Genomic DNA, 24,734 nt, shown 5'->3' on the forward strand with positions numbered 1-24,734 from the left:
TTGTTACCGCCGCCACTTGGCGCTGCGGAACTTTGTGGTGTCTCGGGATGACGCGCTGCGGGGTTGGAGATGACCGGCCAAGAACTAATGTACGTGGTAGGCTTCTTCGTCATGCTGTCCGGAGCCCTCTGGGGTATCTGGTGGCGCGTCGAGGGCAAGGTCGAAAAGGCGAAGACTGAAGCATCCTTGCTGGCCTCCGCTGCGAACGCCCTTGCCTCCCTGACGCGGCAGGAACTTGCCGAACACAAGCTCCACACCGCAGAGACCTACGTCACCAAGGCTGGCATGCAGGAGCAGACGACTCAGATCATGAGGGCGATCGAGGGGGTGGGAAACCGAATTGACGGTGTCCATGAACGTCTCGACCGGCTCTATGAAAATCAGCCGCAGCGGCGGGCGAGGGCGGGGTAAGGCGCGCACCTACCTCATCTGGGCTCGGCAATACACCGCCCACGCTCTAACGGAATAAGCGAGAGGAACCCCAGGCGGATCCATGGCCTTACAATACCACCCGTCGCGAGACGAATTCGGGCGACTGGCGGTGATTGGGCCATTGTGAGCACGTCCACCGGCTTGCCCCGGCTCCGCACCACTGAGGTCACAGCCACCGCCCATTAATTGGTAGCCTGCAGGGATCTTCGCTTCCGCCGTTGGAAAGCGAGTGAACGGTCCACTGTCCACTGAAACGAGGTCGCACTGCAGTTCGGGGATCTTAGCGGCTTGTTGCTGTAAGCCCGCTTGGACCAGCCGGAGTTTCTCGTTTATCTCGCTGGCCGATTGTGGGCCAATAGCGGCGTCTGCCGGCACGCGAACTGTAAATGATCCCTTTGATGTGTGGACCGACAGGTCTGCTTCCCGGTAGGTTTGCTGGTGATCGTCAGAGCGAGATTTGCGGTCGCAAGACACTTGCCATGTGCCACCACTATTTAGGGTTTTTACTGTTTTCATCGTCGCGTCGACGCGGGTCGCTTGGTTGTTGTCGTTAGGGACCGAGCAAGCAAGGAGCGATGGATCAAATTGGATTCCCGCGACCTCAACAGCGTCAGGAGCCGTCTTTTTGATTTCTATAGTAACTTGTGTCGTGGTAATAAGAGGTTTGAACTTTACCCCTTCGCCAGATAGTTGCACGCAGTTTGACCAGGCGCTTACGGCCTCCTTCGACACAAGCGAAGTTTCCCTGTAGCGGGCGGTGTTTGCACGGTAATCAGAATCGAAAGTTCGACAGAAGTGTTCGACCCGATCCTTGGTAGAGCCGCTTCCGAGATTAAATTTTGCTGGCACTGAATAGATTACGGCCTCGGCACCAAGAGAGAAACTTTTCGTATCTTTTGCCTGCGACCCAGTGCACGTCTGATCATAGATATCTTTGGCGATGCTGTCTTGCTGCGTTTCCAGAGAGTAATCTTTGGCAGCGTACCTTAAGACATCTCCGCAATAGTCCTGCGCGTAACCAGAACCTGCCCACATCACAGCGAGAAAAAAAACTGCAATCTTCCTGAAATTAAGCATAGCCCCCTCCAACTGACCCACTGCGCGAGAATGGCACATTAGTCGCAGTAGTCAACCTTAGGTATAGCGCAATTTTTGCCGCCTCTCCTTGATCGGAGAGGCGGCTTTGTCTGTTTGTGCATTGGCGTGTGCGAAGTGCCTTTGTTACGACCTTTGGTATCCCGAAACTCTCATATTGAGGTATTGGTCGTCTGTTGGTGTGGCAACTACAACGTGTTATGCAACGAAAAGCCCTGCCACCAGTATTGTAGGTGTTTCATGAACCCTTCAGGTAGCCTGACAGATCCAGTGTTCCTAGAATCCGTTGGAGGTTGGTTGAGTTTTGGAACCATTGGGCTTGGCCTAGCCTTGGCTTTGATCTCCGCTATCGTTCTTACGTTCCGTCCGAATCCTCGGCTGTATATGGTCGCGACGCTCTTATCGGCCTTCATTATTGCGTTCGGTGGGGGGATCGAGTTCTTCCGCGCCGTACAAAAGGCTAGGCTAGACCAAGCATCTTTAAACCTTTCAACCTACTTTGGCTCCGGCGCCTGGGCCGATTTGGCGGAAGCCATATCGCTGAAGTTCAGCGGCTCAAAAGAAGTGACCGGAAATGCTCTCTCTAAGCTACTTAAGAAGGATCAAGAATATCCATATCCAGTCACAGTGCCCGGGGGCCAATGCCGCTATGTGATTGCGATTGCCCAGCCACCTTCCGATATTGTCATGGCTCGTCCTGCAAATGAAAAGCTGGAGGTCGATGTGGATGACCGATCGTTTTATAAATGGATTACGATCTGCAATAAGAGCCCCGCACCCGAGGCTTGGCAATATCCAGTCAAGGTAGTCAATTCCGATGGCATGGTCCGCGTGTCGACCTACCGGGACAAGGGCGAGCCAGCAGCGACTGCGAACGCGAGCTCGATGCCTCGCATCATTATCACGGCCTGCTTGGGGGAATATTTGGGGAACTGCCCAGAGAAATCAGATGTGTTCTATGGATGCGGAAGTGCTTGGGGTGACGGGGTAGCGGTCCAAGAGTGTAGAAAGCGGGGGTACCCAGACGGCAAGTCGGCCTTTCATCAGCGCGTTTCGGTCGGCGGCAATAAGTGCGGTTATGCTATCGCAGATGTCACTTGCGGATAATCCAAGCGCGACCGCTGGCGGAGGGGAGTGGCGCTAAGCACCATTTTGCATTGCTCTGCCCTAAGCGTTGCAACCCATTAGAACCTGTTCAGGCTTATTCATACCGCTCGACGGTTTCTGCTAGGGCCGAAATGGTGTCGTCGTCCTCGATCAGGAATGCTTCGGCCGATATCGCCTCATCGCTCTCCTCCGACGAGCCAGTTTTATCTGACAGTCGAGCGGCAACCTGCGAAAGAAAGGCTTCGGAGATAGCTACGATGTTTTGACACCACTCTATCATCTGATGATATTCTCTTTTGCGTCGTCCTTGCTGACTCGCCAAGTCAGCATCCATTTCGTGGGTAATCTGATTGCGCGCCTTAAACGCAGCATCAGTGACCCCATGAGCTGGCATGAAATCCTCTCTGCCGATCGCGAAGTAGCTGGCCGCCTTTAGGAGCTGATCTCTGGATTGTAGGCTGTCACTAGTCAGTGATCTTGTAAGTTGCTTGAGCATTATCTTTCGCGGCTCGGTGCTCACCAGCAATTCTGCGAGCAAGGCAAAGTCCGTGGATGCTTGAGCCCCGCCTTTCGAATCGTCAGAAGCTGAGCTTTTGCGGATGCGGCGCTCGGCAAATTTTTGAAATTCGCGCTGAGCTCCAGGGTCTCTTTCGATGACGTGCGCAAGTGCATCGTTTATCAATTGTTTAAAGACTGCATCCAGCCCAGATCCCGCAAACAACAACATTGCCCGAAGAAGATCTTCTGCCGCGTGGGAATTTACATTCTCCTGGCTAGTAGCGCTTTCATAAAGGGTATGGAAATTTGAAATCGCTTCCGTCATTTCCTTGTGGATGAACGCGGCTCTCTTTACCGCTTCATGAGCGGTGTCAGAATTAAATCCGGCAAGCTCAAGCAATACCTTCTTTCTTTCCGATGTTCTCCTCATGCGCTTATCCTGCCTTCGTCAACATCCGTGTATCCGAGAGGCATCCGGAAGTACCCGGCATAGCCAGGGTATCCGGGGTAACCAGGATAGCCGGGGTAGCCGGGATAGCCGGGATAGCCCCGAAATCGCCGGTTCAACCTTTTAAGTAGCCTGTTCTGAACGATGTGCCCTAAATAGTTGCCCTGTTTGTCAACGGCCTCATCGTCATCCCAAGGAAACCAGCCAACCCACGTACCTTTAGTGGAAAACAAGTGCTTTCCCACCGAGAACGCGATCCACTTTCCAGATGAATTAAAGAGGTGGCGCGCGGGCATTCGCTTGATAGACCTTTTTCTAGTTTAGGTAGGAGTAGCGTTCGCCGAATATAACATCAAGTTGACGTGCCCTGGCACTCATGCGGAAAGGTCGCTCAAAGCAATGTCGGCACCTCCTCGATCGGCTTCGCCGGCGGCTCCACGATCACCAGCATATTTCCTGGTAGCGGCCGCTGCAGGTGCTTGGCCTCATCCCATGGTGCCGTCAGCCACAGGTCGACTTCTTCCGGGGTAGTGAGGATCGTCGGCATCGCCTTCTGGTGGATCGGAGAAACGATCTCGTTGGGCTCCGTCGTCAGGAAACCGAACAGCTCATATTCCCGCTCTCCGTCGCGCACCTTGCGAATGCCTCGCCACGGGGTCCAGAACCCGGCGAAGAACATCAGCGGATGTTCCTCGCTGCCGGCGAACCAGGCGTTCGGCACGCGGCCGCTCATGACCTTCCTGGCAGGGTCCGGTTCGGCAAATGAAGTGAACGGGACGACGCAGCGGCTGGTCGGGCCGAGCCATCGTCTCCAATGCGGCGAGCTGACGTTGCGGATGTTGGTGACGCCCGGGTCGTAGTTCTTCACGAAGGCCGGAGGCGAGGGCATACCCCACGTCAGGCTGGCGACTTCCCGCTGCCCGTCCTCTCCGACGCGCACGACCGGCGCTTGGTAGCCAGGATAGACATCAAGCGAGGGCTGGTTCCAACCAGCCTTATCGCGAAAGGATTTGGTGAACTGCAGGACCGCCTCGCGGCTCGTGGTGACATTGTAGAGGTTGCACATTCGCTCTCACCGTTACAATTTGATATCGCGCCAAACCGGCCGCTTCACTGTCCTGATCTCGACGAGTTCACGAACAGGAAATCCCTTGATCCTGTCGCCAATGACCATTTCGAAGGACACTTCCATATAATCGTTCCTCCTGCATTTTTCGCAACGGAAGCGATGTTGAAGTTCCATCACGTGGCGGTCGCCGACAAGCTGGGCGATGTCCATGGGACGATAATTTCTTGTAATCTGGGGACGACACCATTTGCAGGTCACCTTGACGAACTGCCCGTTCTGGTGGGCGTCGAGCAACCGGGGTATCTTGGCTTCAGAATAGGGATGGCCGCCGCCTTTGTATTCTACGCTGGGCACGAATCACCGCTCATAACGCGGCCGCCAGCCCCGGGCGAAACCTCGGCTCCCCGCGAACTCCGCCAACGCCAATTGCTTCCGCAAATGCCTGTTATCCTCCAGCAATGTCGCGATTGCCGCTTTGGCGTCGTCATCGTGCCAGGCGAGCACCGCCTCGACTTCCCATTGGATGTCGATCTCGGATTGCGTCTGTGGTTCGGGCAGCATGATCGTCATGGGTCCAGATTGAGCATAAGGAGAGCTGTGTCGGCATCGAGCCGTTCGATAGCGCGCGATTTCTTGGGCGCCGAGACCCGGCGCTTCGCCCGGGTCCTCGGCGGCAGATCGGAAGAAAGCTCCAGTGGTGCGGGAATGGAACAAGCGTTACCGTCGGCCTCGACCGGGATCGCATCGGGTACGGGCTCAACCTCAACCGCAGATTTTGGCTGCGAGGATCGCGCCGGCTCGTTGGGTGATCTGGTCGCTGGCTTTGGCTTGAACTCGATCATTTAAGGCTCTTTTGCAGGTCCGGATTGAAGTCGAAGCCGATGATCTTGGGAGCATCCCGATAACCGCGCACGCCGTCGCGAACGCGCTCCACCGTGCATACTCCCAGCAGCGGCCGACCTTCCTCCTTCATTTGTTGTGTGAGTTGCTCCAGCGCATCTTCTGGGCCGGTACCGTTGCCCCAATCGGTGAGCAGATTGTCCGGAAGTTCCGGAGTTGGCTCCATTCCGCTTTTCCAGAGGATGCGGTAGTCACCCGTCGATCTACTGAACCCCACCTCGAGCCAGGACATTGTCGGCCACTCGCTTTCAGGGCCGGTGCCATAAATATCGGCCCGGAAACACTCAAACGATTGGTCGCCCCGCTCTCCCAACGCCGCCAGCATCTCCTTGCTGGGATCATCGATCGGCCGAACGAATGCCCACAGGTATTCAAGTTCACCTGCGGAGCCGTCGGAAGGCGAGGGTGCGAATGTTTCAGGCATAGTTACACCTTCACGCCGAAGCGTGCTCAAGCTGTGGATAATATGTGGATAGCCACCACACCGGGCGGCCGGATGTTCTAATTATGTTCTCATCTCGGGATGAGTCAACAGGGATTCTTTTTAAGGAATTGCTGATGCAATACGGGCATGACAAAGCGCCCGCGAAAACCTCCGACGCCATTGCTGATCGACGAGAATGCGCCGCTTCAAAGCCGGCCGGTCAAGCGGCGAGATCCGAAGCAGCCCCATCTTCCCTTCGATCCCATGCCGGATCGAGTGGAGCCGTGCCTGGCGCTGCTGAAGAGCAAGCCGCCGCAGGGTGATGAATGGTCCTATGAGATCAAATGGGACGGGTATCGCCTGGCTGTGCATATCGAGCCGACTGGCGTCCGGATCATCACCCGAGGCGGCCATGACTGGACCCACCGGTTCCCGGCCATCGCCGATGCGGCTAAGGCCCTCGGTCCGACCACAATGATACTCGACGGCGAGGCAGTGGTGCTCGATGAGCAGGGGCGGTCAGATTTCGGCCTGCTACAGAACTCTCTTGGCGCATCCGGCAAGGCGGGCGGGAAGCTGCCGTCACGGAACTCCATCCTCTACGCCTTCGATCTGCTCTATCTCGACGGCCACGATCTGCGGGGCCTAGAGTACGCGGCCCGCCGGCATCTGCTGGAAGACGCACTGGACGAGCAGACTGGAGCCATCAGGATCTCGGAAGAGCTCGAGGCAGACCCCGATGATTTTCTCGCCCACGCCTGCCGGCTCGGTTTGGAGGGCATCATTGCCAAGCATCGCGACCGGCCGTACCGATCAGGCCGGACTGGCGACTGGCTGAAGATCAAGTGCATCCAGAGCGACAGCTTCGCGATCATCGGTTATGAGCCGTCGACGGCGCTTCCTGGCGCGATCGCAAGTCTGCTCTTGGGCGGGCGGTACCGCGATGGCTACAAATACGTGGGCAGTGTCGGGACCGGGTTCAAACACGATGTCGCCCGATCGCTGAAGAAGCAGCTCGACAAGCTCAAGACGAAGCTGCCGCCTGTGAGGGTGCCGGGCAAGAACCTGGTGCTGACGGCTCCGGCGCTGGTCGCCGAGATTGAGTATCGGGCGTGGACGAATGACGGGAAGCTGCGGCATCCTTCGTTCAAGGGGTTGCGCGATCCGGAGGATCTATCCGAGACGTTCCGGCTGCCGGACTAGCCGATTGCTACCGTCAAGTGCTTTTTAGATATGCTCCCGCTCAGCCGGTCGGCTTCAATCCTCCGCTTCGATCTGCTCCTGACCATAATTGAAAGGGCGGGCAGCTGCGCTCCCGCTTTCCTCTCTCTCACTCACGGTTGAACAGTTAGGGCTATATTAGCCTGTGTTACCCTCGCTACTTCTCGCTGGGCAGAAATAACAGCGGCTCTAAGGGTGACGACGCATATGCTGAGTTTTTCCCGTGGCAGGAACTCACTAAAAGCTTTGGCCTTCCCTCGTTCGTCTTTGTTTGCTGGCATATTCGCCAACGTCTTCGCGATAATGTTTCGATCATGCTTGGCGAAGCTTGAGTAAAAATTGTCAGCGTCGGAAACTGAGAACTCAGCATCGAGAGTGTGAGCAAACTTATTCCGAAGTTTGGCTAGTGCAAGCAGAGGAGCGCGAAACCGAGGTTCAAGTCCAAGCGCGATTAACAATTGCGCCTTCTGAATGTATGTGAGACCAACCTCGGCAAGGGCTTCAGGGTCGACGAAAGCGTGACGGAAAACTCCCTCTATTTCGACTTCAACTGCGATTGCACCCTTTATTATAGCCTCGAAGGTCGTTGCCGTGGCGACCATCGCATAAAAATCTGCGTCGTCAATTCGCTTGAGAGGCTTGGGCATGGTGGCTCCAGATCGGGCGTAAGTCAGTCTTCTCAGTCTATTCGAGGTTCCGCTTCAGCGCTTTCAGAAGCGCGTCGAGCTCAGCATTCGACCCATGCGCGAGCACGAGGTTATCCGCCACATCGATGATCGCCGTCAGCACCTCAGTCTCTTCCCATCCAGCGCTCACGGCAGCCTCGATTATCTCCTGCAGCGGGATCTCGATTGCCATCTGGCAGAACAGGTGGCGGTTCTCGTCGCCGGCAGGGACGGCGGGTGAGGGGACGTCGGTCATCGGGAGGAAATAGAGTCCCAAACCACGTCGGCAAGGCGAAGAGCTCGACTGGGATAAGCGCGTCTAAGGGGAGGGCGTCGCGAGAGCGTGTTCGTGGGGCGACGAACGTACCCGCACCAATTACCGTGCCTACAACGCCAAAAAACCAAGCGGCGTTGGCAGATTCCTTTCCGGCGTCAGCCCCCTTCCACTGAGCGCAAAGGTCGGATTCACGTATTTCTTCAGCATCACGGCATGGATATGGTGATAATATACCTCCAATATTAACTGGAGATATATTATATGTGTAAATCAAAAGACGAAGCAGCTACGAAAATTAGCAGGCTAATTGAAGCTATGGATCGCCTTTCGTTAGCTTTGGAGCGCTCAATCAGTCGGCAAGACGAGTCATCGTCGCATTGAAACCAATGCCCGGCGCTTGAGGTGACGATCCACGAGCATTTATGGTGTCACCATTGACCGTGCCGGTGATTTGGATTGTGACTTGATCTTTTCCAAAGACCGACCCGCTTCCCGGATATTTCGAGTGGACATCGGTTTTGACAGTGGCTGTGAGCGTGTCACCATCAAGGGAATAACTTCCGACATAATAGATAGCAGAGTCACCTCCCCACATTTTTCCGTCTTGAGCAAAAACAACTCCGTATCCGATGTCATTAGGTGTCTGGAATTGTACTTTATATAAGCCGTTGCGCATTCAATCCTCCTCAATGTCAACAATTTTAAGTAGTATGTTCGGTGGGAATGGGCAATACGATCACGACCGCAAATCAAAATAGATATATGTAGCTTCAACATCTGGAATGTTATTATTCAAGATTGAGCTAGAGCGGCCAGCGTGACAGGCGTCACATCAAGCAAGGCTTGGGGCATTCCTAGTCCCGCCGATATCAGATCATGATAAAAATGGCGAAAAGCTAAGAATCGCGGCTTTTTTTCGGAAAGTTATTAAACTCCTTATTTTAATTGGCTCAGGCCACCTAATTTGGAACATAATTCCGTCTAATGCGATTGATAATTAACTTGTGATGAATATGATATTTGTGAGCTAATCCTTGACAGACATCATGACCGACGAGTCGACAACGCCGACAATTGACGTGCACTATATCAAGTCCGCGTTGTATCGCGAGATCGCGTGCGACGGGCTCGTAGGTGGTCCTACGCCAAGCAACAAGCTGTGGTTAGGCCTCTATTCAGAGAGACTTCCGGTCCCCCGGGTAGTAAGGCACGCGCTTAAGAAAACGGATGGAGTTGATCAATTTGTTTTGGATGAGGCAGTTCCACCTGTTCCGATAGATACGAGAGCAGGTCTCATAAGAAATTTGGAAGTTGGTTTTTACCTCAATTTCGACACTGCATCACAGCTTCGCGATTGGCTAAATAACTTCCTCGACCAACAGCAGGGGGAAAATCATGGCGGCAATTAATCAAAGAATGACTCACCAACCGATCCCACGTTCGGGGTTGAACATATTGCAGCGTGCAGCAAGCGCCATAATTGAAATGCCACACATTACCGCTGTCTCGTCATGGCCTGTCGTCTCAGGCGCTTCGATCAAGTCTACTAGCAAAGTGCACACTCAGGATCTGATCATCCAGCACCGGAGTTGGGCAGAGCTAAATTTAGCCAACACTATCGCAACCATTGGGAAGCCGAGTTCAAACGAAATTCGCGCTGCTGAAGAGGCGCTTGAGCGTCTGCAAGGACGCCGAGGCGAAAACGTCGAGGAATGGTCTGTAAAATTGGCCGAAAAATATAGCTCTTCCGGCGATTAATTCGGGTTATCAGATGGAGGATTGGCTTATCCCGTGCCCAGGCAACTGGGAGTACGAACATCACCCGAACTATAAGCATGAAATACTATCCAAGCGGACTGCAAATCTCCTCTATAGTCTTCGCATGTCTAGTATAGAGCAAAAATTAAAGGCAGCTCAGGATACCCGCCCGATACATGCAGTCTTCTTTGAGGGACTTACCCCAAAGAGCTTTGACTATTATGCTGGGCACTATAGAGGCGAGGCTTTTCGCTGTCTTGACACTTACAATGTAGGCGTAGCAGGTGACAGCAGAGTGGGGCATGCAGCTTCCGTCGCACCGGCAAAAATGTACGATTTTGCTTCTAAAATGAAAGAAGTATTCAACGAGCTGCATCTGATCCAAGCCGTTCCGGAGAAAATGTTTCCTCCTGCTCATAAGCTGTTTCGGGCGATTGAATTAGCTGCGGGGGTTTTCGTTTATTTTCTCGAAATTCATCCCTATGCGAACGGAAATGGTCATATGGGACGATTTATTATGCAAGCCGTCCTCGGTAGGAATGATATTTACTTCAATTCCTCATTCCAAACCCACCCCCGGCCAAATGAACCTGCTTATACGCGGGCTATTGTGGCTTATCGTAACGGAAGTAAGCAAGCTCTACACCAACTATTGCTTTCCTGCATTTGATTGCAGTCGCCTCTTCTCCAAGTTAACTCCCGTTCGCGTCGGTACGGGTCGACAAATATTCGTCATTTCTCAGCTCACCGAGAACCATACTGACATTATCTTTCTATGCGCGAGGCCTCCGGTCCCTCCCAGACCCACACCGCTTCTTTTTGTTCATTCATCATCTCCCGCACCCTCCCAGCTTTCTTCAAGTTCCTTGCGTGCTTCGACACGGCGCGGCGCACATTTTCAGCATATCGCGATCTTTGTGATCCATTCCTCTCAGCGCAATGATTGCTCACGCCAAGTCTCTGCTGTGCAGCGGTTGCGATGCCTCACGTAGCTCGTCCTTGATCGTTTGAAGCACTTCGCCGCGACGAAGCACGGTAAGGAAATAGGGCCGCGTCATCATTGAGTTTGCCTCTCCCTCAAAACCCATGACCTTCAAGACGCGGTCGATAGCGAGAATGTCGTTCTTCAAAGTGGCGATGCGGATCGTCGCCGTTTCGCATTCGTGAAAAATCTCGTTTCGCTTTTGGATAAGACCGAAATGGTGTGGGCGCAGCTTGTGGTTTGACTCATTTGCGGCTCCGTTTTTAGGGACGGAGCATAATCTTAAGTGACTGAAAACGCCAAATTTAACTTGGTGCTAGTGCTACATAAGGCCGCGTCGATAAGGCCCCGATCAATCATCCTTGGAGATCTGAGCGGGTTGCCGCTCCCACGCGCTATAGCCAGCTTTCTCTCGTTCGCTGTTTACGTCCGCCAAACACGTTCCCATGATAACGTCTTTGACGACGATCGCCGGGGGAACCCTCCAATCCGCCGTGTGTGCGCTGTAGTGCGAGTTCACGAGGTTCACCAGCATAGCGGAACTGATTTCCTGTTCGCGCATGCACTTGTTAATTCCCGTGCGCTGAGCCTTCATCCAAGGCTGCTCGCCGCGAGTAGAGGTGCGTGTCCACCCATCCATCACGCCGATCAGGTAACCCTCTTGCAACGCCGGCGGCATTTTTCTCCAGCTCGCGTAATTGGCGACGAACATGGCATGAGCGCCGGTGGGGACTGCGAGAGAGACAAGCAGCGCCAACGTAGAGGTTGATCGGACCACAGAAAACTCCCCTTGGAAGAACGAGCAAGAATCGGAAGATGATTTCATCGGCTATTCGACAGCGGGCGAAGATCGCGCCTAACGCCGCCAAGTCTGTTTTAGCTCTTGGTCGAACCACATCTTGGCAGCTTCGTTCGCGCCCATTGTCGACCTGAAGTCCAAGTAGCCACCATACCCATTGTCGTCTAGCCACCTCGTGAAATCGCCGAAGCTTGGATGCTCCTGCTCCTTCTCAGCTAGGGTACCGAACCAAGTGTGGCTAAGGGATCGAATAGCTTTCTCGGCTTCTGGTTTTTTCATTCAGCCCTCGCACGGGAAGTCATCCACATCGATTTGACGGCGTCGTCATTTTGGAGGTTGCTCCACAAGGCCACTTGTTGCACGGTACATTTACCGTGATCCGGAGAGGAGACGGCAGCAACCATCTCCTCTCCTTTGCGGGTACAGCTCCAGCCGTCGAGGGCGACCTTAACGTGTTTTCCAGGCACGGTCGTTCCTTGGCGGCGAGAGCAATATGCCTGAAACTCCGCTGAAACGGGGCTTTCGCGATGTTTAATCCACAGGCAAATTTGTTCTTTATTTGTTCCCAATTATTCCTATCGTGCTGTCAACTACGGAGCACGCGCTCACTGTTATCTTGACCGCCGTCCGTCAGTACCGCGCTGGCCGCGGATAGGAACGCCCGATAGAGATCAGATAATCGGTGATCTCCTCGAGCAGGTGATCGCGCTCACCGTAGTGCTCCGAAATTCGCCGAATCTCGGGCAGCACCTTTCGATATACCGGCCTCGGCAGGTCGGCGTCTCCGAAGATGTATCCGACGCCAGGCACCGCCGTGATGTCGCACCCCGTTGCGGCAACTTCGTCCACAAACGCGGGGATCTCAGAACTCTGCATGACCTTCATCGCTACCTCCTATTCGCCACAGGGTAGCGCAGAATTCAGAGGGCGCAACTCGCAGAATTACTGGTTCGAAACCCTAATCGTCTGAGTTCTCGCGCATCCACTTTTCATATGGGTCTTCGGCATCTGCTGGCGTCAGCCCGCTCAACTCGTCAAGTCGTGCGTCGATCGCCTTCTTGTCCCATTTGCGTGTTCCAGCCACGGCCTGGGGCATCTTGTGCGTCGCTACCCACATAGAGAAGGTGGATTCGGCGATGCCGAGATAGGCGGATGCCTCTTTGCGGCCGATCAGTCGCGGGGCGTCAGTCATGGGTCACCCCATTTTGTTTTGGTCCGATTCCTGCGTGATTTCTTCCATTCGCCTAACCGCTCTTCGCCGTCCGGACCTGCCGTATGGATAGGTTGGGCCAGACCCAAGTAGGCATCGTAATAATGCCGGATTAGCGGAACGGGCCGCCCGCCATGCAACGGGTCGAACTTTGGGAACCCTCGAGCTTCGATGACGGGCAGGACGCTCCGCTTCCACTCGGAGGCTCGAGCCTTCCCAACAACAGCTATGGCGATCTCGATGTCGGTTGCAAATAGCGGGAGTTTCGAGAGGGAATCAGTCATGGCTTCTTCCTCTTGCGCGCCTTAAACTCCTTACTCATGGTACGGAGCCGTTCCTGCGCTTGAGCAATGTGCCATTCCGTAACCCAATCGCTGTCTATTGCCCACGTACAGGCCGAATTGGTGAACATCGGTTCGGTTACTTCCCAACACATCACCGCCCATCCCTTGTCTCGCTCTTTCGCGGGAAGGAACTGGCGTTGCGACACCTTGAAATGACGATCGTCATCGAAAAGGCTGATGACGTCGCCGATGGCTGGGCAGGTGTTTCCAAAGTAGGAGGTGGAGACATCGAGCAACAGGTTAAGTTCACTGGTTGGCTCTACAACGTAAACCCGAACGGAGACATCAGTCATCACACATCCCTTTCTTCATCTTGAAGGAGGTTAGATGGTTGCTCCGCCGGGGTCGCTCGCGATCTGCTTCCGTCCACAGATGCCTTGACAAATTTGTCAGCATTTACAACAAGAAAGCCCTCCCTCCTGGGCAAGGAGGAAGGGCATCGCGCCAGCTAATGCCGGCAGCGGGAACGGGACGTCGGGTCGGTGGCCCTCAAGGTGGTGTCGCCGCCGTTCGGAAAGGGAACCGGAACGCGCTGTGTCCAAGCAACGCGCCCCGGCCGCACCGACGTTATCAAGCGCCGGCACTACCCCGCTGGCTTGCCAGCAGGGATCGAATTCTATCCTCTCGCCGCTGCTTGCAGAGCCCGGCGAGGTCGGCTTCTGCTGGATCGCTCGGCGCTGCCGCAAGGGCGCGGCCGAGGACCACCCGAAAGGGGCGAATGTCGCCAGGTCTGAACAGGCTGTAAATCTGGTGGCCGTTTGTGGTGGGGTGGCGATCGACGACTGTCCAGGTCGTGCCGGCGAATGTGACCAACTGGCCAATGTTGAAGGTGTATCTGGCGGTGTAGGTTCTGCGAGGTCTCTTGATCAGTGCGCGTGGCAGCAAAGTTCTGTCGGCGGCAAACGGTATGTGCATGTTCATCAGGCTGGTCCTCGTAACCGTTAAGGTGATGAAAGTAACCCTAGCGGTTATCTTTCTCGCCGTCAAGCACATAAATAACCGCAACGGTTATTTTCATTGCCCTTAGGTGCGCCATGGGATATCTAAGGGTATGATTACAAACGGACAAATTCGCGCCGCAAGGGCGCTCCTAAATTGGAAGCAGACGGACTTAGCCGCCGCTGCGAAGCTGTCTGAGATGAGCGTAAAGAACATCGAGCGCGGCGATACCGACTCGCGGATGAGCACGATGCAGGCCGTGCGATCCGCCCTAGAGGCTGCCGGAATCATCTTCATCGATTCGAACGGCAATGGTCCTGGCGTAAGGCTTCGGGATCCAGCTTAGACCGCCCGGCTGTTCGCCGGCACGTCAGAAATCTGAGAGACGCGGTTGGAACTTCACTGTCCGCGGCCCCTGAGTTTCCCTCTTCGACGAACCTTCTTATTATACTCTGGGATGTCGGTGCTGGAGAAGAAGGTGTGAATCGGGTAGAATTCTTCGATTAGTTTTCGAATTTCATTCGCTTCTGTTAAATATTTGAGAAGGCGGAACTTAATCACATACTCTTGAAAATTCTTGGATCGAAAATAAAGTCCGTTTATGCCTGACAGTGCGACCTCATCGGCGGTAAGTTGCGATCTGACTAGTCTACCGTAGTTCAATTTTTGCTCGACGCTGAGAACGGAATCTTCATCTATCCTTTTGAGTACTGTGTATAGCACCCGGAAATATGGCTCAACGGAAAAGCCGCGTTGCTCCTCTACAGTCAATTTGTAGGCGCGCTCGATTGCTCCCCGGGCATCGTCGTCTATGGCCTCTGGTTTGTTTTTTTCTACAAAATGGATCCAGGTGAATTCGCGCAATATGCCTGAAAAGGCTTCAACGCCTACTATCGCACCCTCAGCCTCCCACCCGAACTCTGCGCGATATTCAGGGCTGAACTTGAAGACGACCTCATTTCGAAGGTCTCGGAGCAATTGGAGCATTTGAAAAAACGAACTCTCAAACCGCTGGATGTGCTGGTCGTCTTGTTGCTGCCAGATGGTAATGAGAATGCCCACGAAGCCAAGCATTGAAAAGAGCGACGTAACGGCGCCAAAAGAATCGCCGAACACGCCAGCTTTAGCGTAGTCGTCGCCGAATCCCAGCATTTCAGTTCCGAGGAAAAACCAAGCCACCCAGATAACCGCGAGAACGGAAGTGGAGATCAAAATCGTGGAGAGTGAAATTCGACGCATGAACATGCCTCAAGAATCGCGGAGTTGCAGCGATCCTCATCTATCTCGGGCCGCTATTCAATCAGTGGTTTCGGAAGAGTTGGTCGTCGGCTCGCAAAAGGAGACGCCAAGCAATCCGTAGACTTGGAATGCTGTCGCCATGTGCCGACCGTGTGCCGTAAATGCCGGATATGGGCCGTAAAACTGGGAAAGATCGGGAGCGGATTACCGCAAGTCACCACCGTTACAGCGTTGATTTTGCTGTATTTTGGTGGTGAGAGCGAAGGGGTTCGAACCCTTGACCTACTGATTAAAAGTCAGTTGCTCTACCAGCTGAGCTACGCTCTCCCGCGGCCGCGGATGGGCGCGTCCTTGAAAGTGCGCGGAACATAGGCAGGTGACTCCTTGCGGTCAACCCGCAAAAACAGCAAAAATGCGGCTATCTGACGCTTTTCCGTCGCGCTGCGAAAAGGTGATTGGCATTCGCCGCGTTCGGCCATTACCTCAAGCGTAAGACGCGGGCTCCCTGAAGCCCGCCATCCGGAGCCACACGTGTCGATTGCCGAAATATCCCTGCTGAGCGCGCTTCTTGCCGGCGCATTGTCGTTTCTCTCTCCTTGCGTGCTGCCGCTCGTGCCGCCCTATCTCTGTTATATGGCGGGCATTTCGGTCGAGCAATTCCGCGGCGGCGGAGTGGCGGTTATCGATTCGGGGGGCGGGACACGGCGGGCGGTGCTCAAGTCGGCATTGTTCTTCACCCTCGGGTTCGCCACCGTCTTCGTGGCGCTCGGGGCCGGCGCCTCGACGATCGGCGTGCTCTTGCGTCAGCATCTCGATCTCCTGTCGAAGCTCGGCGGCCTGATCATTATCCTTATGGGGCTGAATTTTCTGGGGGTTTTCCGGATAGGCCTTCTCGCCCGCGAGGCACGCTTCCAGGGCGGCGGCCAGCCGGCGACGCTCTCCGGCGCCTATGTCATGGGGCTTGCCTTCGCTTTCGGCTGGACGCCCTGCATCGGCCCGGTGCTTGGCGCCATCCTCGGCGTGGCCGCATCCCGCGACACCGTCGGCGAGGGAGCGGCATTGCTTGCCATCTATTCGCTGGGCCTGGCCGTGCCGTTCTGGATCGCCGCCGGCTTCTCCGGTGCGTTCATGCGGTTCCTCACCCGTTTCCGCCGCCATCTCGGCATGGTCGAGAAGGTCATGGGGGTCTTCCTGATTTTGACCGGGCTTGCTTTCATCTTCGGTTTCGTCACTTCGGCCGCAATCTGGTTCCAGCAGACCTTTCCAATCCTGATGCAAATCGGCTAACGGAAAAGCGTCTTCCAATACGGCCCGCTCGTTCGGGCAGGGAACCGATGGCCGATATCATTGCATTGCTGTTGCCCTTCTTCGGCCTGATCTTCATCGGTTATCTGGCCGCGAGGGTGACGAAACAGCCGGCCGAAGCGCTCGGCTGGATGAATACGTTCATCATCTACGCGGCTCTGCCGGCGCTGTTCTTCAAGCTCGTGTCCCGCACTCCGGTCGAGCAGCTGACCCGAGCCGACTTCATCTTCGGCGAGATCGGCGCGACCTACCTGGTCTTCTTCGTTCTCTTCCTGATCGGCTTCTTTTTACGTCGCAATTCGTTTGCTGATTGCACCATCCAGTCGTTTGCCGGCGCCTACGGCAATATCGGCTATATGGGGCCGGGCCTGGCGCTGCTGGCTTTCGGTGAGGCGGCAGCGGTGCCGGTGGCGCTGATAGTCTGCTTCGAGAACGCCGCGCATTTCATTGTCGCGCCTGCGATGATGGCGGTAGCCGGGGGCGACAAACGCCCAGCCAGCCATGTGGTCGCCGATATCGTCCGGAAAGTCGTGCTGCACCCGTTCATCATCTCGACGGCGTTCGGTTTCTGCTTCGCGGCATTTGCCGTTCAGCCGCCGGCTGCCTTCCAGCGGCTCATCGACTACCTCGCCCAGGCGGCGGCCCCTTGCGCGCTTTTTGCCATGGGGGTGACGCTGGCGCTCCGGCCGATCAAACGCGTGCCGGTGGAGATCAGCTATATCGCGGTCTCCAAGCTGATCGTGCTGCCGATGACCACCTATGCGGTCCTGTCGCTGATCGGCAATTTCGATCCCGTTTGGATCTATTCTACGACCTTGCTTTCGGCGCTGCCGACGGCGACCAACGTTTTTGTCATCAGCCAGCAATACGGCGTCTGGCAGGAGAGGGCGTCGGCGAGCATCCTGATCATTACCGTCGCATCGGTGACAACGCTGCCGGTGCTGCTTTACCTCATCAACTCAGGCGCGTTACCGCCGGATCTCTTTCCGTAAGGCATCGACGACGGCCCGCAGCCCACGACCCGGTTCGATCCCCTCGCGCATCAGCAGATTGCGGAGCGGCGGCGCGTAGCTGAGGATGTGCAGGCCGGCGGCACGCAGCATCTGGACGGGCAGGAAATCCGACAGCAGCGAACGGTTGAGGAGATCGACGCCGACCGTGCGGCTGACGATGTCCGGGCCGCGGCGCCGGTTGAAGCGATCGCCCGCATCCGCAGGCACCAGACGGTCGCCGGTTGCGGCGAGCAGGTCCGAAAGCGCGATGATGTCGCGCAGCGACAGGTTGAGGCCCTGCGCTCCGATCGGCGGAAAGGCATGTGCGGCCTCGCCGATCAGCGCCAGCCGACCCTTGCCGAACCGCTCCGCCATCAGGCTGGAGAGTGGCCATGCCTGTGCCTTGCCTTCGACCTTCACCTTGCCGAGCATCGACTGCATGCGGTCTTCGACCAGCCGCGACAGTTCCTCGGCCGCAAGCTCGACGAGACGGCGGGCTTCATCCGGCTTCACCACCCAGACGAGGCTGGAGCGCAGGCCGGGCAGGGGAACCTGGGTGAACGGTCCGCTTTCCGTATGGACTTCGGTCGAGACATTGCCGTGCGGCAGGCTGTGGGCGAAGTTCAATACCACTGCCGACTGGGGATAGGACCAGCGGCGCACGCCGATGCCGGCCGTGTCCCGCGCTTTAGACTGACGCCCGTCCGCACCCACGACGAAATCAGCGCTGGCAATCGTGCCGTCCGACAGTGTCAGCATCGCTCTCTCGGCCGAGAAATCGAAGGTCTCGACGGTTTGGGCGACCTTGGTAATATTGCGTTCTGCTGCCACCGCCGCATCCAGCGTTTCCGACAGCGCCTGGTTCGGGATGTTGTAGCCGAAGGCGTATAGGCCGACATCCTGCGCCCGGAACTGCGCCGTCGGCGCGCGCAGCAGCCGCTTGGTACCGTCGACGATCTGCATGACCGAAAGCGGCGCGGCGGAAGGCGCGATCTCCTCCCAGACGCCAAGTCGTTCAAGAAAGCGAATGGAGTGGTCCATCAGTGCGGTCGTACGCTCGTCGGTTTTCTCGGAGGAGGGCGCGATCATCGCCACCTTGCGGCCGGCACGCGCGAGCGCCAGTGCTGCAACCGATCCGGCCAGTCCCCCACCCACCACGGCGATCTCGAAATGCTGCATGTCCGTCGTCCTGCTCTGCAAAATGTACTCTCGATTATCTAGAGCTTCGCGGCGGGCATATCCATGGGGCACGGCAGCGCAGCATGGAAAAAGCAATGCTCTATGTCCTAGGGCGCGGCCAAGCCGGTTGCAATGCGCGGTGATTGGCCGCATATCTCGCCGGATAAGGGAAAGGCGGGACTGACGCGTGATTAGACGAATCTTCAATTACAAAAAAGTTCCGTATGCCGAAATCCGCGCCTTCTCGGTTCACCTCCTGACGGCATCCGGTTCGTTCCTCGCTTTCCTCGGCGTCGTCGCGGCAGCCGAGCATCGCTTCGTCGACATGTTCTGGTGGCTGGGGCTGGCACTCCTCGTCGACGGCATCGACGGACCGATCGCCCGCAAGGTGCGGGTCAAGGAAGTCCTGCCCAACTGGTCCGGCGATACGCTCGACAACATCATCGACTACGTGACCTACGTGCTGTTGCCGGCGTTTGCGCTTTACCAGAGCGGCATGATCGGCGAGCCGTGGTCCTTCGTGGCCGCCGGTGCGATCGTCGTCTCGAGCGCTGTTTATTATGCCGACATGGGCATGAAGACGGACGAGTACTTTTTTTCCGGCTTTCCGGTCGTCTGGAACATGGTCGTGTTTACGCTATTCGTCATAGATGCAAGCGCCACGGCCGCTCTGGTCGTGGTCTCCGTATCGGTTGTCCTCACCTTCCTGCCGATCAACTTTCTGCATCCCGTCCGCGTTAAGCGGCTCCGCCCGCTCAATATGGCCGTCGGCCTCATCTGGTGCGCGCTCGGCGGCTATTCGCTGCTCCTGCATTTCGATACACCCGACTGGGTCGTCTACGGCGTCGTATTGAGCGGCATCTACCTCTATTGCATTGGCGGCGTTCTGCAGCTTTTCCCCAGTCTCGGAAAATAGTTGGGCGTTCCGGAAACGCCCTTTTCTTTAGTGTTGTGCGAAGCAACAAAAACGGTATCAATATCAGTCGAATGTCCGGAGGGATCGCCGGATGTCGTCAAAGTCAATACGTCGCGTTGCCCTGAAAAACCTCGAAGAAGGTAGGTACGCGGTGAACGAGGGGGTTCAGTGACGTTATCCGAGGGTCCGGCGACCGTTCCGCTTCTGTCGGTTCGAGGTTTGACCAAGCTTTTCGGCAGCTTCGCGGCTTGCAACGCGATCGATTTGGATATCGCTCCCGGCGAAATCCACGCATTGCTCGGTGAAAACGGCGCCGGCAAATCGACGCTGGTAAAAATGCTCTTCGGTGTGCTGCAGCCAAGCGCCGGCCAGATCCTCTGGCAGGGCGCGCCGGTGACAATCGCCTCGCCGGGCGAGGCCCGCCAACTGGGCATAGGCATGGTCTTTCAACATTTCTCGCTATTCGAGGCACTGACGGTCGCGGAAAACATCGCGCTGTCGCTCGACCCGAAGATTTCGCTCGCCAGGATTTCAGACGAGGCGGCGTCGCTTTCCAAGGCATATGGCCTGCCGCTTGATCCCCAGGCTCATGTGGCCGACCTGTCCGTCGGCGAACGCCAGCGCATCGAGATCGTCCGCGCGCTGCTTCAAAATCCCAAGCTGATCATCCTTGACGAGCCGACTTCGGTCTTGACCCCCCAGGAGGCCGACCGGCTGTTCGAGACGCTGTTCAAGCTGAAGGCCGAGGGCCGGTCGGTCCTTTATATCAGCCACAGGCTGGAGGAAGTGCGCCGCATCTGTGATCGCGCCACGGTCCTGCGCCATGGCAAGGTAACCGGTGCCTGCGATCCGAGCCAGGAAACACCGGCCTCGCTCGCCCGCATGATGGTCGGCTCCGACGTCGCCGAAGTCCATCGGGACAATGCGGCGGCACTCGGCGATATCCGCATTGAGGTCAGTAATCTTTCGGTTCCGGCGCGCACGCCCTTTGCGGTCTCGCTGAAGAACATCGCCATGAAGGTCCGGGCCGGAGAGGTGCTGGCGATTGCCGGCGTTGCGGGCAACGGACAGGGCGAACTCTTCGATGCGCTCTCGGGCGAATATCCGGTCGCCGAAAACGAGGCGATCCGCATCCGGGGCAAGGCGGTCGGCCGCACCGGCATCAATGGCCGCCGCCTGCTTGGCGCCGGCTTCGTGCCGGAAGAGCGCCACGGCCATGCCGCCGTCTCCGCCATGGCGCTTTCGGACAATCTCCTGCTCGCCCGCAGCCAGTCGGACAAGAAGGCCTTTCTGTCCGGCGGCGCGTTTTCCGTCATCCGCTTCGACGCCATCCGTTCCGCCACCCGCCGCATCTGCGAGGCGATGGATGTCCGCAAGAGTGGCGAGGATCCGCAGGCAGGCTCGCTCTCCGGCGGCAACCTCCAGAAATTCATCGTCGGGCGCGAGCTTGACCGGCAGCCCTCCGTGCTTGTCGTCAACCAGCCGACCTGGGGCGTCGATGCCGGTGCCGCAAGCCGCATCCGCCAGGCGCTGATCGATCTCGCCCGGTCGGGCTCGGCGGTTGTGGTGATCAGCCAGGATCTCGACGAGATTTTCGAGGTGGCGACGAATATCGCCGTCATCTCCGAAGGCAGTCTCTCCAAGGCCTACCCGGCCGGCACGCTGACCTTGGAACGCGTCGGTCTGCTGATGGGCGGTATCCACGAAAGCCATCCCATTCCGGAGACGGCGCATGCGCATTGAGCTCCAGAAGCGCACCCGCGTCTCGACGCTGTTCTCGGTCCTCTCGCCGCTGCTGGCGCTCGCGCTGACGCTGCTTTTCGGCGCCATCATGTTCTGGCTGCTCGGCAAGAACCCGGTCAGCGCGCTTTACAGCTTCTTTATCGAGCCGTTGCTGGAAGTGTGGTCGCTGCACGAACTGGCGATCAAGGCGGCGCCGCTGATCCTGATCGCGGTCGGCCTGTCGGTTTGCTACCGGTCCAACAACTGGAATATCGGCGCCGAAGGCCAGTTCACCATCGGTGCGATCACCGGTTCAATCCTGCCGGTCATGTATCCGGCCTGGCACTCGCCGTTGATCCTGCCGCTGATGCTGATCCTCGGCATGGTCGGCGGCGCGCTTTATGCCGGCATACCAGCGCTGCTGAAAACCCGCTTCAACACCAACGAAATCCTGACCAGCCTGATGCTGGTCTATATCGCTCAGCTTTATCTCGACTGGCTGATCCGCGGACCATGGCGTGATCCGCAGGGCAATAATTTCCCGATCACGAAGACTTTCCAGATCGAAGCGGTACTGCCGGAGATACTGTCGTCCGGCCGCGCTCACTGGGCCTTCATCTTCGCGATCGTCGCCGCCGTGGCGCTCTGGTTCATGATGCGCTTCATGCTGAAGGGCTTCGAGGTCTCGGTGCTTGGCCAGTCGGAGCGGGCAGGGCGCTTTGCCGGCTTCTCCGCCCGCCGCATGGTGTGGTTCTCGATGCTGCTGTCGGGTGCGCTTGCCGGGCTTGCCGGCATTTCGGAGGTCTCCGGCTCGATCGGCCATGTCCAGCCGGTCATCTCGCCGGGCTACGGTTTCACGGCGATCATCGTCGCCTTCCTCGGGCGGCTCAACCCGCTCGGGATCATCGCTTCTGGCCTCGTGCTGGCGCTGACCTATCTCGGCGGTGAGGCGGCGCAGCTGTCGATCGGCATTTCGGACAAGGTCAGCCGCGTCTTTCAAGGGTTGCTGCTCTTCTTCGTGCTGTCCTGCGATACGCTGATCCACTACAGGATCCGGCTGATCTTTGCAGGCGCGAAAACGGTGGAGGTGAAGGGCTGATGTTCGAGGCGATCCTTCTCACCGTCATCACCGCATCGACCCCGCTGGTTCTCGCCGCACTCGGCGAACTGGTGACCGAGCGCTCCGGCGTGCTGAACCTCGGCGTCGAGGGCATGATGATCATGGGGGCGGCCTGCGCCTTCGTGGCCGCGCAACTGACAGGCTCCCCCTATATCGGCATCCTCGCCGGCGTTCTGGGCGGCGGGATCTTCTCGCTGCTCTTCGGTTTCCTGACGCTGACGCTGGTGGCCAACCAGGTCGCGACCGGCCTTGCGCTGACCATCCTCGGTCTCGGTCTCTCCGGACAGATCGGCGAGGCCTTTGTCGGCCAGCCGGGCATCAAGCTGCAGCCGATCGTCTTTCTGTTCCTTTCGGACATCCCGTTTTTCGGTCGCGTCCTCTTTCGTCAGGACCTGATCTTCTATGTATCGATCGGGCTTGTCGTCGGCATCAACTGGTTCCTGTTCAGGAGCCGGACCGGATTGAAGCTGCGGGCGATCGGCGACAGCCATGCCTCTGCCCACGCGCTCGGCATCAACGTCATCCGCACCCGATACCTGGCGGTCATGTTCGGCGGCGCCTGCGCCGGACTTGCCGGCGCCCAGCTTTCGCTTGTCTATACACCGCAATGGGTGGAGAACATGTCGGCCGGCCGTGGCTGGATCGCGCTCGCGCTCGTCGTGTTCGCCTCCTGGCGGCCATGGCGGGTTCTGGCCGGCGGGTACCTCTTCGGCGCCGTCGGGATCGGCCAGTTGCACGCGCAGATCGTGGCGCAGAACCTCGGCATCGTCATCCCGTCGCAGTTCCTGTCCGCACTTCCTTATGCGGCGACTATTGTCGTGCTGATCATCATTTCGCATAATCGTCGCACGACGCTCATCAATACGCCGGCCTCGCTCGGGAAACCCTTTGTCCCCGACCGGTGACCGCGGAACCAAAAACAAAACGTCTTCAAGCCAATAGAGGTTAGGAAATGAAGAAACTGATTATCGCCCTTGCCGCATCGGCCGCCCTGATGGGCGGTTTTTCGACCGGCGCCGTGGCTCAGGAGAAGAAGAAGGTCTGCTTCATCTACGTCGGGTCCAAGACGGATGGTGGCTGGACCCAGGCCCATGACCTCGGTCGCCAGCAGCTCGACAAGGCACTCGGCGCCAAGATCGAAACGCCCTTCCTCGAAAACGTGCCGGAAGGCCCGGATGCGGAACGCGCCATCGAGCGCATGGCCCGCTCCGGCTGCTCGCTGGTCTTCACGACGTCCTTTGGCTTCATGGATGCCACCGTCAAGGTCGCCGCGAAATTTCCCGATGTGAAGTTCGAGCATGCGACCGGCTTCAAGGCTGGTCCGAACCTCGCGACCTACAATTCGCGCTTCTACGAAGGCCGCTATATCCAGGGCCAGATCGCCGCGAAGATGTCGAAGAAGGGCGTCGCCGGCTACATCGCCTCCTTCCCGATCCCGGAAGTGGTGATGGGCATCAACGCCTTCGAACTGGGCGCCAAGTCGATCAACCCGAACTTCAAGCTGAAGGTCGTCTGGGCCAATACCTGGTTCGACCCGGGTAAGGAAGCCGATGCCGCCAAGGCGCTGATCGACCAGGGCGTCGACATCCTGACCCAGCACACGGACACCACCGCTCCGATGCAGGTCGCTGCCGAGCGAGGCATCCTCGCCTTCGGCCAGGCCTCCGACATGATCGCGGCCGGCCCGAAGACGCAGCTGACCGCCATCGTCGACACCTGGGGCGCCTATTACATCAAGCGCGCCCAGGCACTGCTTGACGGCACCTGGAAGTCCGAGCAGATCTGGGATGGCCTGAAGGACGGCATCCTGACCATGGCGCCCTATACCAACATGCCGGACGACGTGAAGGCGATGGCGGAAGAGACGGAAGCCAAGATCAAGTCGGGCGAACTGCATCCGTTCACCGGCCCGATCAACAAGCAGGACGGCACCGCGTGGCTGCCTGCCGGCGAAAAGGCGCAGGACGGCGTCCTGCTCGGCATGAATTTCTACGTCGAAGGCGTGGATGACAAGCTGCCGAAGTAGGGAAAAGCGGCCGGAAACGATCACCGCATCGTTTCGAACGGCGTGCTCATCTCAGCGACCGGGAATA

Annotated in this window: 32 protein-coding genes and 1 tRNA gene; 13 read left to right on the top strand and 20 right to left on the bottom strand. The window is 57.3% G+C overall.

The genetic code is table 11. The features are described 5' to 3' along the window. Positions 1 to 69: 69 nt before the first annotated feature. Positions 70 to 411, top strand: coding sequence for a hypothetical protein (locus C5J26_RS20340; protein ID WP_105403426.1), 342 nt, complete (start codon positions 70 to 72; stop codon positions 409 to 411). A 9-nt stretch (positions 412 to 420) separates the two neighbouring features. Here the strand turns inward: C5J26_RS20340 and C5J26_RS20345 are convergent, their stop codons facing one another. Beyond that, positions 421 to 1,509 carry a hypothetical protein gene (locus tag C5J26_RS20345; protein WP_105403427.1) on the bottom strand — a complete coding sequence of 363 codons (1,089 nt, stop codon included), beginning with the start codon at positions 1,507 to 1,509 and terminating at the stop codon, positions 421 to 423. Between the two features lie 315 nt (positions 1,510 to 1,824). On the opposite strand from C5J26_RS20345, the gene C5J26_RS20350 reads away from it, so the two are divergent. Next, positions 1,825 to 2,634 (top strand): hypothetical protein, encoded by an 810-nt coding sequence (locus C5J26_RS20350; protein WP_105403428.1) that lies wholly within the window; start codon positions 1,825 to 1,827, stop codon positions 2,632 to 2,634. A gap of 94 nt (positions 2,635 to 2,728) precedes the next feature. On the opposite strand, the gene C5J26_RS20355 is transcribed toward C5J26_RS20350, so the two are convergent. The 7 genes from C5J26_RS20355 to C5J26_RS20385 all read right to left on the bottom strand — a co-directional run bounded on the left by C5J26_RS20355 (position 2,729) and on the right by C5J26_RS20385 (position 5,973). Further along, the gene (locus tag C5J26_RS20355) at positions 2,729 to 3,562 is read right to left on the bottom strand and encodes a hypothetical protein (protein WP_105403429.1); all 834 of its coding nucleotides are present in this window, start codon (positions 3,560 to 3,562) and stop codon (positions 2,729 to 2,731) included. Beyond that, entirely contained in the window at positions 3,559 to 3,876 is a 318-nt protein-coding gene (locus C5J26_RS33675; RefSeq protein ID WP_105403430.1) for a 4-fold beta flower protein, read from the bottom strand. The genes C5J26_RS20355 and C5J26_RS33675 overlap by 4 nt, the downstream gene beginning before the upstream one ends. A 95-nt stretch (positions 3,877 to 3,971) precedes the next feature. After that, entirely contained in the window at positions 3,972 to 4,646 is a 675-nt protein-coding gene (locus C5J26_RS20365) for an SOS response-associated peptidase (RefSeq protein WP_105403431.1), read from the bottom strand. Between the two features lie 12 nt (positions 4,647 to 4,658). Continuing rightward, a complete protein-coding gene (locus tag C5J26_RS32805) occupies positions 4,659 to 5,003 on the bottom strand; it encodes a hypothetical protein (protein ID WP_172745966.1) in 345 nt (114 codons plus the stop codon). A gap of 3 nt (positions 5,004 to 5,006) precedes the next feature. After that, complete coding sequence (locus C5J26_RS20375) at positions 5,007 to 5,219, bottom strand: hypothetical protein (RefSeq protein ID WP_245441227.1); 213 nt, start codon at positions 5,217 to 5,219, stop codon at positions 5,007 to 5,009. Next, positions 5,216 to 5,491: a hypothetical protein gene (locus C5J26_RS20380; RefSeq protein ID WP_105403432.1), complete on the bottom strand. Its 276-nt coding sequence runs from the start codon at positions 5,489 to 5,491 to the stop codon at positions 5,216 to 5,218. The genes C5J26_RS20375 and C5J26_RS20380 overlap by 4 nt, the downstream gene beginning before the upstream one ends. Next, on the bottom strand, positions 5,488 to 5,973 hold the full coding sequence (locus C5J26_RS20385) for a hypothetical protein (protein ID WP_105403433.1): 486 nt from the start codon (positions 5,971 to 5,973) through the stop codon (positions 5,488 to 5,490). The genes C5J26_RS20380 and C5J26_RS20385 overlap by 4 nt, the downstream gene beginning before the upstream one ends. Before the next feature lie 147 nt (positions 5,974 to 6,120). Between C5J26_RS20385 and ligD the strand changes: the two genes are divergently transcribed. Beyond that, on the top strand, positions 6,121 to 7,176 hold the full coding sequence (ligD, locus tag C5J26_RS20390) for a non-homologous end-joining DNA ligase (RefSeq protein WP_105403434.1): 1,056 nt from the start codon (positions 6,121 to 6,123) through the stop codon (positions 7,174 to 7,176). 131 nt (positions 7,177 to 7,307) lie between these two features. Here ligD and C5J26_RS20395 read toward each other — a convergent pair whose 3' ends face one another. The 3 genes from C5J26_RS20395 to C5J26_RS20405 all read right to left on the bottom strand — a co-directional run bounded on the left by C5J26_RS20395 (position 7,308) and on the right by C5J26_RS20405 (position 8,812). Further along, a complete protein-coding gene (locus C5J26_RS20395; RefSeq protein ID WP_105403435.1) occupies positions 7,308 to 7,841 on the bottom strand; it encodes a hypothetical protein in 534 nt (177 codons plus the stop codon). 37 nt (positions 7,842 to 7,878) lie between these two features. Continuing rightward, positions 7,879 to 8,115: a hypothetical protein gene (locus tag C5J26_RS20400; protein WP_172745968.1), complete on the bottom strand. Its 237-nt coding sequence runs from the start codon at positions 8,113 to 8,115 to the stop codon at positions 7,879 to 7,881. 370 nt (positions 8,116 to 8,485) lie between these two features. Then, entirely contained in the window at positions 8,486 to 8,812 is a 327-nt protein-coding gene (locus C5J26_RS20405; protein ID WP_105403437.1) for a GrlR family regulatory protein, read from the bottom strand. A 719-nt stretch (positions 8,813 to 9,531) separates the two neighbouring features. Here C5J26_RS20405 and C5J26_RS20410 point away from each other — a divergent pair. Together C5J26_RS20410 and C5J26_RS20415 are read left to right on the top strand one after the other, a co-directional pair. Continuing rightward, positions 9,532 to 9,894, top strand: coding sequence for a hypothetical protein (locus C5J26_RS20410; RefSeq protein WP_105403438.1), 363 nt, complete (start codon positions 9,532 to 9,534; stop codon positions 9,892 to 9,894). A 13-nt stretch (positions 9,895 to 9,907) separates the two neighbouring features. After that, on the top strand, positions 9,908 to 10,564 hold the full coding sequence (locus C5J26_RS20415; RefSeq protein ID WP_105403439.1) for a Fic family protein: 657 nt from the start codon (positions 9,908 to 9,910) through the stop codon (positions 10,562 to 10,564). A gap of 664 nt (positions 10,565 to 11,228) precedes the next feature. On the opposite strand, the gene C5J26_RS20425 is transcribed toward C5J26_RS20415, so the two are convergent. The 6 genes from C5J26_RS20425 to C5J26_RS20455 all read right to left on the bottom strand — a co-directional run bounded on the left by C5J26_RS20425 (position 11,229) and on the right by C5J26_RS20455 (position 14,150). Beyond that, complete coding sequence (locus C5J26_RS20425; RefSeq protein ID WP_172745970.1) at positions 11,229 to 11,588, bottom strand: hypothetical protein; 360 nt, start codon at positions 11,586 to 11,588, stop codon at positions 11,229 to 11,231. A gap of 717 nt (positions 11,589 to 12,305) precedes the next feature. Then, the gene (locus C5J26_RS20435; protein ID WP_371681937.1) at positions 12,306 to 12,560 is read right to left on the bottom strand and encodes a hypothetical protein; all 255 of its coding nucleotides are present in this window, start codon (positions 12,558 to 12,560) and stop codon (positions 12,306 to 12,308) included. A gap of 73 nt (positions 12,561 to 12,633) precedes the next feature. Next, a complete protein-coding gene (locus C5J26_RS20440) occupies positions 12,634 to 12,867 on the bottom strand; it encodes an AlpA family transcriptional regulator (RefSeq protein ID WP_105403443.1) in 234 nt (77 codons plus the stop codon). Further along, positions 12,864 to 13,169: a hypothetical protein gene (locus C5J26_RS20445; protein ID WP_105403444.1), complete on the bottom strand. Its 306-nt coding sequence runs from the start codon at positions 13,167 to 13,169 to the stop codon at positions 12,864 to 12,866. Before C5J26_RS20445 ends, C5J26_RS20440 begins: the two co-directional genes overlap by 4 nt. Next, entirely contained in the window at positions 13,166 to 13,522 is a 357-nt protein-coding gene (locus C5J26_RS20450; RefSeq protein ID WP_105403445.1) for a hypothetical protein, read from the bottom strand. Before C5J26_RS20450 ends, C5J26_RS20445 begins: the two co-directional genes overlap by 4 nt. A 277-nt stretch (positions 13,523 to 13,799) precedes the next feature. Next, complete coding sequence (locus C5J26_RS20455) at positions 13,800 to 14,150, bottom strand: hypothetical protein (RefSeq protein ID WP_172745972.1); 351 nt, start codon at positions 14,148 to 14,150, stop codon at positions 13,800 to 13,802. Positions 14,151 to 14,280: 130 nt separating this feature from the next. Here C5J26_RS20455 and C5J26_RS20460 point away from each other — a divergent pair, with 130 nt between their 5' ends. After that, complete coding sequence (locus tag C5J26_RS20460) at positions 14,281 to 14,514, top strand: helix-turn-helix transcriptional regulator (RefSeq protein WP_105403447.1); 234 nt, start codon at positions 14,281 to 14,283, stop codon at positions 14,512 to 14,514. A gap of 53 nt (positions 14,515 to 14,567) precedes the next feature. Here C5J26_RS20460 and C5J26_RS20465 read toward each other — a convergent pair whose 3' ends face one another. Together C5J26_RS20465 and C5J26_RS20470 are read right to left on the bottom strand one after the other, a co-directional pair. Continuing rightward, a complete protein-coding gene (locus C5J26_RS20465) occupies positions 14,568 to 15,407 on the bottom strand; it encodes a putative phage abortive infection protein (protein ID WP_172745974.1) in 840 nt (279 codons plus the stop codon). A gap of 251 nt (positions 15,408 to 15,658) precedes the next feature. After that, positions 15,659 to 15,734, bottom strand: a tRNA-Lys gene (locus tag C5J26_RS20470). A gap of 204 nt (positions 15,735 to 15,938) precedes the next feature. Here C5J26_RS20470 and C5J26_RS20475 point away from each other — a divergent pair. After that, the gene (locus C5J26_RS20475) at positions 15,939 to 16,694 is read left to right on the top strand and encodes a cytochrome c biogenesis CcdA family protein (RefSeq protein ID WP_105403449.1); all 756 of its coding nucleotides are present in this window, start codon (positions 15,939 to 15,941) and stop codon (positions 16,692 to 16,694) included. Positions 16,695 to 16,741: 47 nt separating this feature from the next. Further along, positions 16,742 to 17,704, top strand: a complete 963-nt coding sequence (locus C5J26_RS20480) for an AEC family transporter (protein ID WP_105403450.1) — start codon at positions 16,742 to 16,744, stop codon at positions 17,702 to 17,704. Here C5J26_RS20480 and C5J26_RS20485 read toward each other — a convergent pair. Beyond that, positions 17,681 to 18,883 carry a UbiH/UbiF family hydroxylase gene (locus C5J26_RS20485; RefSeq protein ID WP_105403451.1) on the bottom strand — a complete coding sequence of 401 codons (1,203 nt, stop codon included), beginning with the start codon at positions 18,881 to 18,883 and terminating at the stop codon, positions 17,681 to 17,683. The two genes, C5J26_RS20480 and C5J26_RS20485, sit on opposite strands and share 24 nt — an antisense overlap. Before the next feature lie 187 nt (positions 18,884 to 19,070). Here C5J26_RS20485 and pcsA point away from each other — a divergent pair, with 187 nt between their 5' ends. From pcsA to C5J26_RS20510, 5 genes are all read left to right on the top strand, one after another. Continuing rightward, positions 19,071 to 19,799: a phosphatidylcholine synthase gene (gene pcsA / locus C5J26_RS20490; protein WP_046667090.1), complete on the top strand. Its 729-nt coding sequence runs from the start codon at positions 19,071 to 19,073 to the stop codon at positions 19,797 to 19,799. A gap of 168 nt (positions 19,800 to 19,967) precedes the next feature. After that, positions 19,968 to 21,542, top strand: coding sequence for an ABC transporter ATP-binding protein (locus tag C5J26_RS20495; RefSeq protein WP_105403452.1), 1,575 nt, complete (start codon positions 19,968 to 19,970; stop codon positions 21,540 to 21,542). Then, positions 21,532 to 22,620, top strand: coding sequence for an ABC transporter permease (locus C5J26_RS20500; RefSeq protein ID WP_105403453.1), 1,089 nt, complete (start codon positions 21,532 to 21,534; stop codon positions 22,618 to 22,620). The genes C5J26_RS20495 and C5J26_RS20500 overlap by 11 nt, the downstream gene beginning before the upstream one ends. Further along, complete coding sequence (locus tag C5J26_RS20505) at positions 22,620 to 23,546, top strand: ABC transporter permease (protein WP_105403454.1); 927 nt, start codon at positions 22,620 to 22,622, stop codon at positions 23,544 to 23,546. Before C5J26_RS20500 ends, C5J26_RS20505 begins: the two co-directional genes overlap by 1 nt. 47 nt (positions 23,547 to 23,593) lie before the next feature. Beyond that, positions 23,594 to 24,667 (top strand): BMP family ABC transporter substrate-binding protein, encoded by a 1,074-nt coding sequence (locus C5J26_RS20510; protein ID WP_105403455.1) that lies wholly within the window; start codon positions 23,594 to 23,596, stop codon positions 24,665 to 24,667. The last annotated feature ends 67 nt before the right edge of the window (positions 24,668 to 24,734 follow it).

Origin of the sequence: Neorhizobium sp. T7_12 (assembly GCF_002968535.1) — a bacterium.
Classification (GTDB): Bacteria; Pseudomonadota; Alphaproteobacteria; order Rhizobiales; family Rhizobiaceae; genus Neorhizobium; species Neorhizobium tomejilense.